General features: G+C 64.1%; 14 protein-coding genes. 9 read left to right on the top strand and 5 right to left on the bottom strand.

Annotated elements, in window-relative coordinates; all coding sequences use genetic code 11:
• Nucleotides 1–53: 53 nt before the first annotated feature.
• The 4 genes from AB0N05_RS10515 to AB0N05_RS10500 all read left to right on the top strand — a co-directional run bounded on the left by AB0N05_RS10515 (nucleotide 54) and on the right by AB0N05_RS10500 (nucleotide 3,789).
• Nucleotides 54–1,115, top strand: coding sequence for a mechanosensitive ion channel family protein (locus tag AB0N05_RS10515; protein ID WP_364690497.1), 1,062 nt, complete (start codon nucleotides 54–56; stop codon nucleotides 1,113–1,115).
• Nucleotides 1,116–1,139: 24 nt separating this feature from the next.
• Nucleotides 1,140–2,024 carry an alpha/beta hydrolase gene (locus tag AB0N05_RS10510; RefSeq protein ID WP_364690494.1) on the top strand — a complete coding sequence of 295 codons (885 nt, stop codon included), beginning with the start codon at nucleotides 1,140–1,142 and terminating at the stop codon, nucleotides 2,022–2,024.
• Nucleotides 2,025–2,111: 87 nt separating this feature from the next.
• A complete protein-coding gene (ligD, locus tag AB0N05_RS10505) occupies nucleotides 2,112–3,095 on the top strand; it encodes a non-homologous end-joining DNA ligase (RefSeq protein ID WP_364690491.1) in 984 nt (327 codons plus the stop codon).
• Nucleotides 3,088–3,789 carry a haloacid dehalogenase-like hydrolase gene (locus AB0N05_RS10500; protein ID WP_364690489.1) on the top strand — a complete coding sequence of 234 codons (702 nt, stop codon included), beginning with the start codon at nucleotides 3,088–3,090 and terminating at the stop codon, nucleotides 3,787–3,789. Before ligD ends, AB0N05_RS10500 begins: the two co-directional genes overlap by 8 nt.
• A gap of 9 nt (nucleotides 3,790–3,798) precedes the next feature.
• Here the strand turns inward: AB0N05_RS10500 and AB0N05_RS10495 are convergent, their stop codons facing one another.
• Complete coding sequence (locus AB0N05_RS10495; RefSeq protein WP_364690486.1) at nucleotides 3,799–4,581, bottom strand: helix-turn-helix transcriptional regulator; 783 nt, start codon at nucleotides 4,579–4,581, stop codon at nucleotides 3,799–3,801.
• A 356-nt stretch (nucleotides 4,582–4,937) separates the two neighbouring features.
• Here AB0N05_RS10495 and AB0N05_RS10490 point away from each other — a divergent pair, with 356 nt between their 5' ends.
• Nucleotides 4,938–5,270: a hypothetical protein gene (locus tag AB0N05_RS10490; RefSeq protein ID WP_364690483.1), complete on the top strand. Its 333-nt coding sequence runs from the start codon at nucleotides 4,938–4,940 to the stop codon at nucleotides 5,268–5,270.
• On the opposite strand, the gene AB0N05_RS10485 is transcribed toward AB0N05_RS10490, so the two are convergent.
• A complete protein-coding gene (locus tag AB0N05_RS10485) occupies nucleotides 5,267–5,863 on the bottom strand; it encodes a TetR family transcriptional regulator (RefSeq protein ID WP_364690480.1) in 597 nt (198 codons plus the stop codon). The genes AB0N05_RS10490 and AB0N05_RS10485 overlap by 4 nt on opposite strands.
• Nucleotides 5,864–5,978: 115 nt before the next feature.
• On the opposite strand from AB0N05_RS10485, the gene AB0N05_RS10480 reads away from it, so the two are divergent.
• Both AB0N05_RS10480 and AB0N05_RS10475 read left to right on the top strand, forming a co-directional pair.
• On the top strand, nucleotides 5,979–6,875 hold the full coding sequence (locus tag AB0N05_RS10480) for an alpha/beta hydrolase (RefSeq protein WP_364690476.1): 897 nt from the start codon (nucleotides 5,979–5,981) through the stop codon (nucleotides 6,873–6,875).
• A 14-nt stretch (nucleotides 6,876–6,889) separates the two neighbouring features.
• A complete protein-coding gene (locus tag AB0N05_RS10475) occupies nucleotides 6,890–7,783 on the top strand; it encodes an alpha/beta hydrolase (RefSeq protein WP_364690474.1) in 894 nt (297 codons plus the stop codon).
• 23 nt (nucleotides 7,784–7,806) lie between these two features.
• Here AB0N05_RS10475 and AB0N05_RS10470 read toward each other — a convergent pair whose 3' ends face one another.
• Nucleotides 7,807–8,238 carry a MarR family transcriptional regulator gene (locus AB0N05_RS10470; RefSeq protein ID WP_364690472.1) on the bottom strand — a complete coding sequence of 144 codons (432 nt, stop codon included), beginning with the start codon at nucleotides 8,236–8,238 and terminating at the stop codon, nucleotides 7,807–7,809.
• An 88-nt stretch (nucleotides 8,239–8,326) separates the two neighbouring features.
• Between AB0N05_RS10470 and AB0N05_RS10465 the strand changes: the two genes are divergently transcribed.
• Complete coding sequence (locus AB0N05_RS10465) at nucleotides 8,327–9,889, top strand: MFS transporter (RefSeq protein WP_364690469.1); 1,563 nt, start codon at nucleotides 8,327–8,329, stop codon at nucleotides 9,887–9,889.
• Nucleotides 9,890–9,977: 88 nt separating this feature from the next.
• Here AB0N05_RS10465 and AB0N05_RS10460 read toward each other — a convergent pair whose 3' ends face one another.
• Entirely contained in the window at nucleotides 9,978–10,295 is a 318-nt protein-coding gene (locus AB0N05_RS10460) for an SCP2 sterol-binding domain-containing protein (RefSeq protein WP_364690466.1), read from the bottom strand.
• Nucleotides 10,296–10,365: 70 nt separating this feature from the next.
• Nucleotides 10,366–11,313 (bottom strand): decaprenyl-phosphate phosphoribosyltransferase, encoded by a 948-nt coding sequence (locus AB0N05_RS10455; protein WP_364690463.1) that lies wholly within the window; start codon nucleotides 11,311–11,313, stop codon nucleotides 10,366–10,368.
• 340 nt (nucleotides 11,314–11,653) lie between these two features.
• Between AB0N05_RS10455 and AB0N05_RS10450 the strand changes: the two genes are divergently transcribed.
• Nucleotides 11,654–12,502, top strand: a complete 849-nt coding sequence (locus AB0N05_RS10450; protein WP_364690460.1) for a class I SAM-dependent methyltransferase — start codon at nucleotides 11,654–11,656, stop codon at nucleotides 12,500–12,502.
• The last annotated feature ends 37 nt before the right edge of the window (nucleotides 12,503–12,539 follow it).

The raw sequence follows: 12,539 nt of genomic DNA, 5'->3' as shown, positions 1-12,539 counted from the left end.
TGGTTTGCTCGAGGTCCGCCGTCATCACCGGATGCTGGGAGGAATCTCACACGATGAATCATTGGCTGGTCATCGGCATTGCCTGCGCCTTCGCGGTCGCGGGTCCGCTGGCCGGAGTCGGGACCCGGCGGCTCATCGACCGCATTGCCGAGAAGACCCCGGCGCGCACCCGGGCGGTGCATCGCATGGGCTTCGGCCTGGCGCGAGATCTCGCCGTTCCGGTGGCATCGCTGGCGGGGTTGATGATCGCACTCTCGCTGCCGACCGGGCTGCCGGTTTCCGCGGAGACCGTCCATCGGATGCTCGAGGCCGCGCTGATGCTGGCGATCACCTATGCGGTGGCCCGACTCGCCGCCGAGGTGGTCACCACGGTCACGCGCAGGATCTCCGGCATATCCGGGTCGGTGAGTCTCTTCTCGACCGTCACCCGGGTCGTTGTTTTCGTGCTCGGCGTGCTGATCACCCTGGACAGCGCGGGCGTGCAGATCACTCCCCTGCTGGGCGCGCTGGGTATCGGCGCGCTGGCCATCGCTCTCGCGTTGGAAGGCACACTCGCCAATCTCTTCTCGGGCGTGCACATTCTGGCCTCGAAGACCGTGCAGCCCGGCGACTTCATCCGGCTCGACAGTGGTGAGACGGGGTGGATCAGCGATGTGAACTGGCGGACCACCACGATCCAGGACATTCCGGGCAACTACATCATCGTGCCGAATCGCAAGTTCGCCGATGCCATCCTGACCAACTTCCATCGGCCGGATCAGGACATGGCGGTCACGGTGGATGTGAGCGCGAGCTACACCAGCGACCTCGACCATGTGGAGGCGGTAAGCCTGGATGTCGCGCGGCGGGTGATGAAGGAGCTCGATGTGGGCTTCGCGAGCGCCGAACCCAAGATTCGGTTCCACACCTTCGGCGAATCCGGGGTCGAGTTCCGGGTGATCCTGCGGACCCGGCAGTACGAGGATCAATACCTGCTGGTCAGCGAGTTCATCAAATGTCTGCACAAGCGTTTCCGGGAGGAGGGCATCGTGATCCCCCATCCGATTCGGACGCTGGAATTCTCGCCCACCGATGCCGCGCTATCCCACCTGGCGGCCGGTCTTCATACACCGTAAACCGAGTTGTGCGATGCTCGGGGAGTGAGCAACGAAGCCGACTTCACCGAGCCAGCCCGCATGACCTTCCGCGGCGACGGCGACATCACCCTCGCCGGAGACAGCTGGGGACCCCAGGACGGACCGCTGGTGGTCTTCCTGCACGGCGGTGGACAGACCCGCCACTCGTGGAAGGACTCGGGGCTCGCGCTGGCCAAGGCCGGGATGCACGCGGTCCTGCTCGATGCCCGTGGACACGGCGACAGCGACTGGGCTCCCGACGGCAACTACCAGCGCGGGGCCATGGTCGAGGACCTCATGAAGGTCCTCGAACAACTGGGCAAGCCCGCCTTCGTGGTCGGAGCCAGCATGGGCGGGCTCACCGGTCTGCTCGCCACCGTGCATCCGCAACATGAGCGGATCACCGGGCTGGTGCTCGTCGATGTGGTGCCGCGGCCCGAACTCGCCGGTGTGCAACGGGTGGTGAACTTCTTGGGCAGCAACCTCGACGGCTTCGCCACCCTCGACGAGGCCGCCGACGCCGTCTCGGCCTACCTTCCACACCGTCGGCGGCCGCGTAATACCGAAGGACTGCAACGCAATCTGCGGCAGCGGGAAGACGGGCGCTGGTATTGGCATTGGGATCCGGCCATGATCGCCCGCCCCGGCGAAGATCGCGGCGAGGATATCGATATGCACAGCACGATCCTCGAGGAAGCCGCACGTCAACTCGCCATTCCGGTACTGCTCGTGCGCGGCGCATTGTCCGACGTCGTGAGCGCGGAGGGCGTGGCCACCTTCCGTGCCCTGGTCCCGCACGCCGACTACGCCGAGATCGGCACCGCCGCCCACACCGCCGCCAGTGACGCCAATGACGAATTCACCGATGCGGTGGTCGATTTCGTGCGGGCACAGGTCGGCGGCAACTGACCGATGTCGCGTCGGCCGGGTGCGGTCGACGCGCTGATCTCACGCCATCTCGCGCGGTAGCGGCCGCCGGGCACTATCGTCGGACGGGTGGCCAGTAAGTCCGGGTCGCCCGCCATCGAATTACCGGTCGGCGACCATACCGTCCGCATATCCAATCCGGACCGCGTGTACTTCCCCGCGACCGGTGCGACCAAGCTCGACCTGGCGCAGTACTACCTCAGCGTCGGGGACGGGATCGTCAATGCGCTGCGCGACCGCCCGTGCATGCTGCACCGATTCCCCAAGGGTCTCGCGGGCGACAAGGTGCATCAGAAGCGCCTCCCCGGCGGTGCGCCGGACTGGATTCCCACGGTGCGCCTACATTTCCCGCGCTACAACCGCACCGCCGACGAACTCTGCGTCGAGAAACTGGCCGACGTCATCTGGGCCGTCCAGATGTCCACCGTCGAATTCCACCCCTGGAACTCCCGCCGCGCCGACACCGAACAACCGGACGAATGGCGAATCGACCTGGACCCGATGCCGGACTGCCCCTGGTCCCGAGTGCAGCGGGTCGCTGGAGTCGTCCAGGAAGTCCTGGACGATCTCGGCGCCACCGGCTGGCCAAAAACCTCCGGCGGCAACGGATTACACGTCTACGTCCGAATCGCCCCCGAGTGGGCCTTCACCGAAGTCCGCCGCGCCGCACTCGCTTTCGCGAAGGAAGTCGAACGGCGCGCCCCCGACGACGTAACCACCACCTGGTGGCGCAAGGACCGCGACCCGAAACTCCTGTTCGTCGACTACAACCAAAACGCCCGCGACCACACCATCGCCGCCGCATATTCGGTACGCGGCGTCCCGGAAGCCACTGTCTCCACCCCGATTCGGTGGGACGAGGTCCCGGACGTCGATCCCCGCGACTTCACCATGAAAACCGTGCCCGCCCGGTTTGCCGACCTCGGCGACCTCCACGCGGACATCGACCAAGCGGTATTCCGAATCGACGAGCTCCTCGAATGGGCCGACCGCCAAGGCGTCGACACCGACCTGGACGAGCCCGATCCCGACGAGCGTGCTTCCCATGGGTGATCTTCTTGTGCTCTGGGATATTGATCATACGTTGATTGAAAATTATGGAGTGAATAAAGAGATATACGGATTGGCGTTCGAGTTGTTGACTGGTCAACGTGCAGAACATCGCGCCCGGACCGACGGGCGCACCGAGCCTGAGATAATCCGAAACATGTTACTGGAGCATGGAATAGAGCCGACGCCAGACCATATAGCGCGCGCGTTGAAGGTGCTGGATTCTGCCACATCGTCCAGAATTGAAACCATGCGCGAACGAGGTCACGAGTTACCCGGCGCACGCGGAGCACTGACGGCACTTCAATCGACACCGGGAATTATTCAATCTGTCCTGACCGGAAACATCAAGCCGAATGCCGTCACAAAGCTGTCAGCATTCGGACTCGAACGTTTCATAGACTTCGAAGTCGGCGGATACGGCTCCGATGACCCGGTACGCGATAACCTGGTCGCCTATGCGCAACGCCGAGCAACGACAAAAACCGGTACCACGTTCGATAAATCGAATACCGTTTTAGTCGGAGATACATCGCGAGATGTTCAGGCCGGTAGGAACGGCGGCGCATTCGTGATAGCGGTTGCATCCGGCTCCGAGAGCGTGGAAAAACTACAGGCCGCAGGCGCGGACGTAGTCTTGCCAGACCTCCGCGACACCGAGGCCGTGGTGGCAGCCATCACGGATTTCCACAAGTAGGACGCTGCTTTACGACTGTCGACCAATTGACGTAGCGCGCTGCTTCCAGAAGTTCGACTCCTCGATCTGCGAAGAGATCTCCCATACTCGATTGAAGCTACGGACATACATATCGAAGAAATCTCCTCCCTCCATTCTTCGCAGATGAAGGATCGGGGCCATGTAGCCGTACATTCCATAGACATGCTGATTGATCAACATGTCGTCGTCATAGACGAATATCGAGTTGTACAGCGTCTCCTGCTGCAACCGGAAGTCAATCCCAGAGATCCCGACCAGCGGCGCGTAGTAGGACAACGCCATTCGAACGCGCGACGGTATTGCATCGAAGAGTCGTTCCTCAACGCCACGCCTGATGCACAGTTCGCTATCAGGATCAGCCATAAGGATACGGATATCCGTGCCGCTGGCCACTTTCCGTTGGATAATATCTATTGATTCCGGGTTATCCTCCGGCAGAAATAGGCTCGCGTTAGCGTAGAGCCACACGCGTTTCTTTGCCGTTGCGAGAAGATCCAGCCAGAGGTGGCGGGGAACTTCCGAGCGATGCGGGTAGAGCGTCACGATTTCAGCCTGCGAAGCGGCTCGCCGGTCTGTCTCGAGATTCGGCCACAGCCACAACGACGAGACGCCGAGAACCTTTGCCGCGCGGAGTGCTGTGCTACGCCGGGGTGTTACCTCCCGCGTGATCCAGCGCTGGATGCTCTTGGGGTCCAGGCCCAGTTCAGCCGCTAACGAACGCTCGTCGTAATCACTGTCGAGCAACGTAGCGCGGAGACGCTCATTGGGCATTGCTCGGCGCACCCTTCCCTGCGGGACGTTGGGGGACGTTAGTCGTTGGATCATACGTCCCGCTACGTCCCAGCGGCGCGGTATCTAAGCCCATTCCTGCTCCATACCGTTAGGTCAAGCATCCAAGACCGCCGCAGTCGTCCCGGCCCCGGTCCGCCGTACCACCGACATAGGGGGCAGCCGTGACCGGTAAGCAACCAGCGGCCGAAACCCGGCCGCGTACACGCATATTCGAGTTTTCTGGTGGGTTGTTCGAACTCCAGTCGTACGGGGACGAGGCAGAGGATCACGCGGGGTTCTACCTGGAGTTTCCCGGGCGCGGTGTAATCGACGGCCACACAGACAGAGGGGCAGTGGTGAAGTACAAGCCAACCGCCGTCGGCTATCTCCGTACGGACGTGTCCAAGCTGGCTCAGCTTTGGGACCAAACCCAAATCCGGAGGGTTGCTGCACGTCTCGGCTATGACTTCGCCGATATGGTCGTGTACGACCCCCGCTTCGGGCGGCCACCGCTGGCTCGACTCAAGGCACAAGCGACTCGTTTGGATGCTGAGGCGGTCATAGTCCCCGGGCCTGAGCACTTCGAGGGCGGGGAGGTACCGGGGACGCTGGTTCAGCAACTCGACGTGATCACCGTGACTCCTGAAGCGACGTACGCCCGCCGGGCAACGCCGAAGTCGGCGAGCTAGACGGAGAGGAATCGGTCGAGTAGGCGGTCGAGTAGTTCGAGGGCTTGGTCGGGGGTGTTGTTGCCGGTCAGGACGACCTGGGTTATTCCGGAGCCGCCTAGCACGAGTAGTTGGGCGTCCAATTCTTCTGCCGGGGTGGATGATTCGAGGCTGCGGTGGATTCGTAGTTGCTGGGCGAAGATCGGGAAGAGGTAGCGGGCCGGGCCTATGGTGTCTTCTGGGCCTACGACTCCCCCGGTGAGGGCGGCGGCGTGGAAGGCGGCCAGGACCAGGGCGTCCTCGTGACGCTGCGGGTCCAGGGGTAGGACGGCGGTCAGGATCGTGCGAATGACTTCCCGGGGTGTGGGATTCGCGCCCATGGCCGCGAGCGGGCCCTCGAATCGCTGTCCCGCCTCGGCGACCACGGCGAGGAAGGTGGCGACGAGGAACTCTCGTTTGGTGCCGAAGTAGTACTGGATGAGGCGCACCGACATACCGGCTTCGGCGGCGACTGTTTGGAAGGTGGCGGCGTCGAGGCCACCGTGGGCGATGACGCGGCGGGCGGCCGTGGTGATCTCGCGGCGACGCTGCTCGTGATCGACCAAGCGCGGCATGTGGTGGCTCTCCTGGATGGTGGACGGTGGAAGTGCTTGATGGTACGCCCATATCACCGTTATGGTACGTTCATATCATCAACGATGAGGTTGATGCGGAAAAGGGGAGGCTGAGATGGCCAAGATCAGTGGATTCAAGAACGACGCGGCGCGGGCGGCCTACATGCGGGCCTATGAGGCACTGGAAGCGCAGTGGCCGATCCCGGCGACGACCGTCGATATCAAGACATCCTTCGGTTCGACACATGTCCGGCGCAGTGGTTCCGGTACCGGGACACCGCTCGTTCTGCTCCACTCGTTCGGCGGCAACAGCCTGTACTGGGACTTCATCGTCGAGGAATTGACCCGGGACCGGGTCGTCTATATGCCGGAAATGGTTGGCGCGGCGGGACTCAGCGTGCAGACCTCGCCGATGAAGGAAGCCGATTTCGCGATCTGGCTTGACGAGGTGCTCACCGCGCTCGAGCTCGATCAGGTTCACCTCGTGGGGTATTCACACGGTGCGTGGCACGGCATCGCCGCCGCGTTGCATGACTCGCGACACCTCGCGAGCCTGACGCTCATCGAGCCGGGCGGCGTCTTCAACAAGCCGCTGTGGAGCACGCTGTTCAAGATGGTCCGCTTCGGCATGCGCAAGCAGACCGACGAGAACATACGCGCACTGGCGGCGTGGATGACACCCGGTTTCACCGCGACACCGGAGGAATTCGCCCTGGGGAAGGCCGCACTCTCGACCTTCAACATGCGAATCGGCTGGGCCCGGCTTCTCAAAGACGCTGAGCTGCAATCCATTACCACCCCGACCCTCGTCATCGTCGGCGGCGACAGCGTGGTGTCCAGGGATCCCGCCGAGGCCGCTCGGCGCGCGGCGCAGCACATGCCCGCCATCGAAACCGAGGTGTATCCCGGCATGGGACACGCGATCCTCGACCAGATCCCCGAGCGAATCGTTCCGCGCATTCAGAAGTTCATTCGACAGCACGATTCCGCCCAGCTCGGCAGCGTCGGCTGAAGGAGGGGAAAGCCATGGCGAAGGTCGGCAAGATCGGACAGTGGAAGAGCGACGCCGCGCAGGCAACCTACATGAAGGCGTATCGGGCAGCCGAAACGGAATGGCCGATTCCCTCGACCGACCTCGAGATCGAAACCTCCTTCGGCACAACGTATGTGCGGAAATCCGGATCGGGTGGCGGAGCGCCGCTGGTCCTGATCCCCGGATTCCAGGGCAATAGCCTGGCCTGGTATCCGCTGATCGAGGATCTCGCCCGGGACCGGACCGTGTACATGCCGGACGTCATCGGGACACCGGGACTGAGCGTGCAGACCGCCCCGATCGAGGACGGTGCCACACTCGCCCGTTGGCTGGACGAGGTGCTGACCGGGCTCGGTGTCGACAAGATTCATCTGATCGGGTTCTCACACGGCGGATGGCTGGCCGGAATACTGGGCGTACACAGTTCGCGCCTGGCGAGCCTGAGCCTGATGGAGCCGGGCATGCTGGTCAAAGTTCGTGCGCGCGTGCTGTTCCGGATGATCGCGGTCGGAATGAGCCCGACGCCCGAGCGGATGCGGAAGTTCGTCGAGTGGTGCACACCCGACGCACCGTTCTCGGTGCTGGCTTCCGAGATGGCTAGTGCGGCGCTCGGGTACCGGATGCGACTCCCATGGCCGAAGGTGCTCGATGATGCTGAGCTACAAAAGATTTCGGCACCGACGCTGGTGATGTGCGGTGGCGCGACCGTGCTGTACGACCCGCAGCGGGCGACGCAGCGGGCGCTGCGGACCATTCCGAATGCCGAGGTCGAGATCTATCCCGGTGTCTCGCATGGTCTGCCGTACGCGATCCCCGACACGGTCGTGCCGCGCCTGCTCGAGTTCGCGAGGCAGCACGAACCGGTGGAGAGCCAGAGCATCACATAGCCCGGGGGTGAGGGGCGGGGCGGTCAGTGGCAGGCGTCGGAGATTCCTTCGAGCCAGTCGCGGATCGCCCCGCGCTGTTCGGGGGTGAATCGGGATTCGAGTTCGGTCTCGCGGCGGGCCACGGCGATGCGGGCCTCGGCCAGGCGGGTGCGGCCGGAATCGGTGACGTGGATTTGGTGGGTGCGGCGGTCGGTGGGGTGGGGGCGGCGTTCGATGAGGCCCTGCTGTTCGAGTCCGCCGATCATTTCATTGGCGGCCTGGCGGGTGCTGGCGACATTGCGGGCGATATCGGCGATCGAGAGGCCGGGATGCGATTCGGTCATCATCAGGGTGGCGTATTGCGAGGTGGAGAGGCCGAAAGCCTTGAGTTCCTCGCCGATCGCGGCGCGCATATTGAGCCAGACCGTACGGACCATGAAGGTCAGCGAGCCATCGCTTTCACGGTAGGAGCCCAAGACCCAGCCTTCCTCAGAGATTGACAGGTTCCTGACAATCACGCACACTCTGATCGTCAGGTTCCTACCAATCGTAGCGAAGGCTTTCATGACCACGCCTCCGACGCTGCCGAAATCCAGGCAGCAGTTGATTCTTGCCGTCCTTCTCCTGTCCTCCGTGCTGATCTGGCTGGATAACACCATCCTCAGCACCACCTTCGAGACCCTCGCCGACCCGGTGCGCGGGCTCGGCGCAAATCCCTCACAGCTCCAATGGGCAACCGGCTCATACACATTGGTGTTCGCCACCCTCATGTTCACCGCCGGTGCATTGGGCGACCGGTTCGGACACCGGACCGTGCTCGCGACCGGCATGGCGATATTCGCCGGATCCTCGATCTGGGCCGCATACGCAAGCGACGCAAGCCAATTGATCGCGGCTCGCGCGGTGATGGGCGCGGGCAGCGCGCTCATCATGCCCGCCACCATGGCAATACTCACCTGGACGTTCAGCGGGCCCGCACGGGCGACCGCCATCGGCATCGTCTCGGCATCCGCCGGGGTCGGCATTGCCGCCGGACCGCTGCTGGCCGGTGTGCTGCTCGACCATTTCTGGTGGGGCTCGGTGTTTCTCGTGAATGTTCCGATCGTGGTGCTGGCGCTGGCCGGAATCGCCACGCTGATACCGAATTTCCGGAGCCCTGTGCCGCGACCGCTGGATCCGGCCGGGTTGGTGTTGTCGATCAGTGGGCTCGCCGCGCTGGCTTATGGGCTCATTCGGGCCGGGCAGGTGGCGGCCTGGACTCGCACGGACGTCTGGGCTCCCATCGCCGCGGGACTGGTGCTGCTCGCCGCCTTCGTACTCGTCGAATTGCGCAGCAGGCAGCCGAGTTTCGATCCCCGACTGCTCGCACAGCGGGTGTTCGGCGGTGGCAATCTGGCGCTCGGGCTGCTGTTCTTCGCCATCACGGCGGTCGGATTCTATGGGGCGTTCTATCTGCAAGGCTCGCGCGGCTTTTCGCCGCTGGAGGCCGGGCTGGCCAGTTCTCCGGGGGCGATCGGCGCGATGATCGGCGGGCCGCTCGGGATTCGCCTGGTGCGCAAGTCATCTCTGCGGGTGGTGTCCGCACCCGCGCTGGCCGTGGCCGGGCTCGCTATGGGCACGTTCGGCTTCTTCGGGGTGGACACTCCCCTGCCCTGGATCGAAATCGTCATGTCGGTACAGGGTCTCGCGATCGGGCTGGTGATCGGTCCGGTGACCGCGACACTCATGGGCACCCTGCCGCTGGAGCGGGCCGGGGCCGGGTCTGCGGTCACCAATACTGTGCGGCAGACCGGCAGTGTCATCGGAATCGCGGTGGGCGGCACCATCATGTCGATCGCGTACCGGCGCGGGATCGACGGGCCGGTGCAGGGTCTGCCGGACTCGGTCCAGGATCGGATGCGAACCTCTGCGGAACTGGCCCGGCATGCCGCGGCCGCGATCAATCGCCCAGATCTGGCGCGTGCCGCGGATGACGCGTTCATTCACGCCATGCATGTCGGCACGGTCTGGACCATGCTGATCGCGCTGTCCGGTGCGGCGGTGCTCGCGATCACCATGCGGCCCGACCGCAAGACGAAGGTGTCCGAGCCGGATCCGGTCCAGGCGCTGGAGTCCGCCACTCCGTGATCGAGGTCTGACAACCCCGTGTCTCGAGTCCAGATCTCGGCAGGATCTGGCCTCGAGGCACGGGTTTATGCCACGGCTGGCTAGCCGGTCAGCCGCTGACGTGGGCGGTGTCGTCGAGCCAGTGCTGAGCGAGGCCGGAGTCGCCGTCGACGCTGATGTCGGTGGGTTCAGTGAGCGGGAGTCGGCGGGTCAGGATCAGCAGCAGCGATCGTGCCGGGCCGCTCACCGTCACATCGGCTTGTCGGTTTCCGCGCTGCCATGTCGCCCCGTCGGGCCGCCGTTCGACGAGCCAAGCGCCCGCGTCGTCGGCGATGTCGGTGGCCAGCCACTGCAGGGTTTGTCCGGTGCCTCGAAGGGCGTGGGCGGACTCGGGCCGCTGCATCTCCCACGTGGGTGAGGTGAGCATCGCGAAGTGATTGCTGATGAGCGCGGACGCGACGTCGGCGTCGCACCAACTTTCATCCGCCAGTCCTCGCTCAGGTGAGATAGACAGCCACACCGACTGCTGCGAGACATGCCACGCCTAATAGCTGCAGAGTGCGGTCGCCCAACACGATCTCTTCGGGTTCGCCGGCCTCGCCGCCATCGATGTCGACCGCGTAACGCAGGATGCCGATCGTGAAGGGAATCATCGAGATCGCGAACCACGGGTTGTCCTTGTGATCAGCTTCGAACGCCCACAGCCCGTAGAAGACCACGACCGCGGTGCCGGACAAGGTCCAGACGAAACGCAGATAGGTGGGCGTGTAGTACTGCAGCGACTTGCGAATCTTCGCGCCGGTGTCGAGCGCGATCCTCAACTCGGCGTAGCGCTTGCCCGCAGCCATGAAAAGCGAGCCGAAGGCCGCGATCAACAGGAACCATTGCGACAGATGAATGTTCGCTGCCGCACCACCGGCGATCGCGCGCAGTAGGAAGCCCGACGACACGAGACATACGTCGAGCACCGCTTGATGCTTGAGTCCGAAGCAGTAGGCGAGCTGGATACCGATGTACACCGCCATCACCGCTGCCAGCTGCCACGCGGCCACGAAGGAGATCAGGATCGAAGCGCCCAGTAGCACCGCCGACAGTGCGTACGCCAGATTCACCGGCACGACACCGGCGGCGATCGGCCGGAAGCGTTTGGTCGGATGTGCTCGGTCTGCCTCCACGTCGAGCGAGTCGTTGACCAGATAGATGCCCGACGCCGCCAGGCAGAACGCCACGAAAGCGATACCGATATGCAGGTCGCGGGTGAGGTCGGAGAGGACGAAGGTGTCGGTACCCGGAATTGTGCCCGCGGCCAGCGGTGCGGCCAGCACCAGGACGTTCTTCACCCACTGACGTGGCCGCACGGCTTTGACCAGGCCACCGGCCAGGGTCTTGGGCGGTCCGGTAAGGACGGCGTCGTCGAGTTCGATGGTGGTCGGCTCTTCGCTCATATCAACCTGACTGCTTCCCCGTGGCGGTGCACGAATCTCTTTCCGCGGCTGGCACTGCCGCTTCGACGCCCCCGCGATTGTGTCGATCCGCAAGACCGCCCACGACATACTCCCAAACACTCACCCGTATGTCTTCGGTTAATTTTTCGGCAAGGCGAGATCGACTGCCCCGCAGAACATCCGATATTGCCTGCGGGCTCAGGCGGTCATCGCAACACTTGTGGTGGCGGCCAGGCGATCTGGCTGTGGCCGTCAGGGCGCTTCCGGCGCATCCTGTGAAGTGCACAGAGTGGGCGAGCGTGGTCGGCATGCTGGGTTCTGGCTTGGCGAGGGGGAATTCATGGAAAGCGCACCGAGCAGGACGGCGATGTTCGCGGCCGTGTCGCGTGGATTGTTTCGCCTGGAGAACGCGTCGCCGTGGGTACTGGACGATGTGCTGGCCCTGGTGCTTGTCGGCCCGGTATGGCAGCAGTTGCGAGACCAGTTCGATCCGATGTTCCCCGACCCGGTCCGTCGCGAATCCCGCACGTTTGTCTGCACCCGCAGCCGGTACGCCGAGGACCGGCTGGCTGCCGGCGCCTTCACGCAGTACGTGATTCTCGGTGCGGGACTCGACTCGTTCGCGTGGCGGCGGCCGGATCTGCTCGGCTCGCTGAAGGTGTTCGAGGTTGATCATCCTGCCTCCCAGGCCTGGAAGCTCGATCGGGTCAGGGAGCTCGGCCTGCCGCTCAGCGACTCGCAGGTATTCGTGCCGACTGATTTCGAGGCCGGACCGGTTCAGGATGCGCTGGGCACGGCCGGGTTCGACTGGGCGCAGCCGGCGATGTTCTGCTGGACGGGCGTCGCGCCCTATCTGACGGCACAGGCGATCGAGTCGGGGTTGCGCACGATCGCGGCGGCTGCTCCCGGGTCTGAGGTGGTGTTCTCCTACCGGGCCGAGGACTGTGCGCTCGACGACGTGGGGACGGAATTCGCCCGTATCTACACGCCGATCGCGGCTTCCGTCGGCGAGCCTCTTCAACCTGGCTGGCCGGTATCGGAGATCGAGAGGCTGATCAGCCGGTGCGGGCTGAAGGTCGTGGACCATCCCGCACGTGCAGACCTCCAGCAGCGGTACTTCGCCGGCCGTACCGATGGCCTTCGGCCCTACACCTTCGAGACCCTGGTGGCCGCACGGGTCCTGTCTTGACGCGCTGGAATCGAATCCATGGGAACATGTGTTCGAT

The organism is Nocardia sp. NPDC051030 (assembly GCF_040683015.1).
Taxonomy (GTDB): domain Bacteria; phylum Actinomycetota; class Actinomycetes; order Mycobacteriales; family Mycobacteriaceae; genus Nocardia.
Note: the sequence above shows the minus strand (reverse complement) of the source record. Positions and strands in the feature narration are given on the sequence as shown.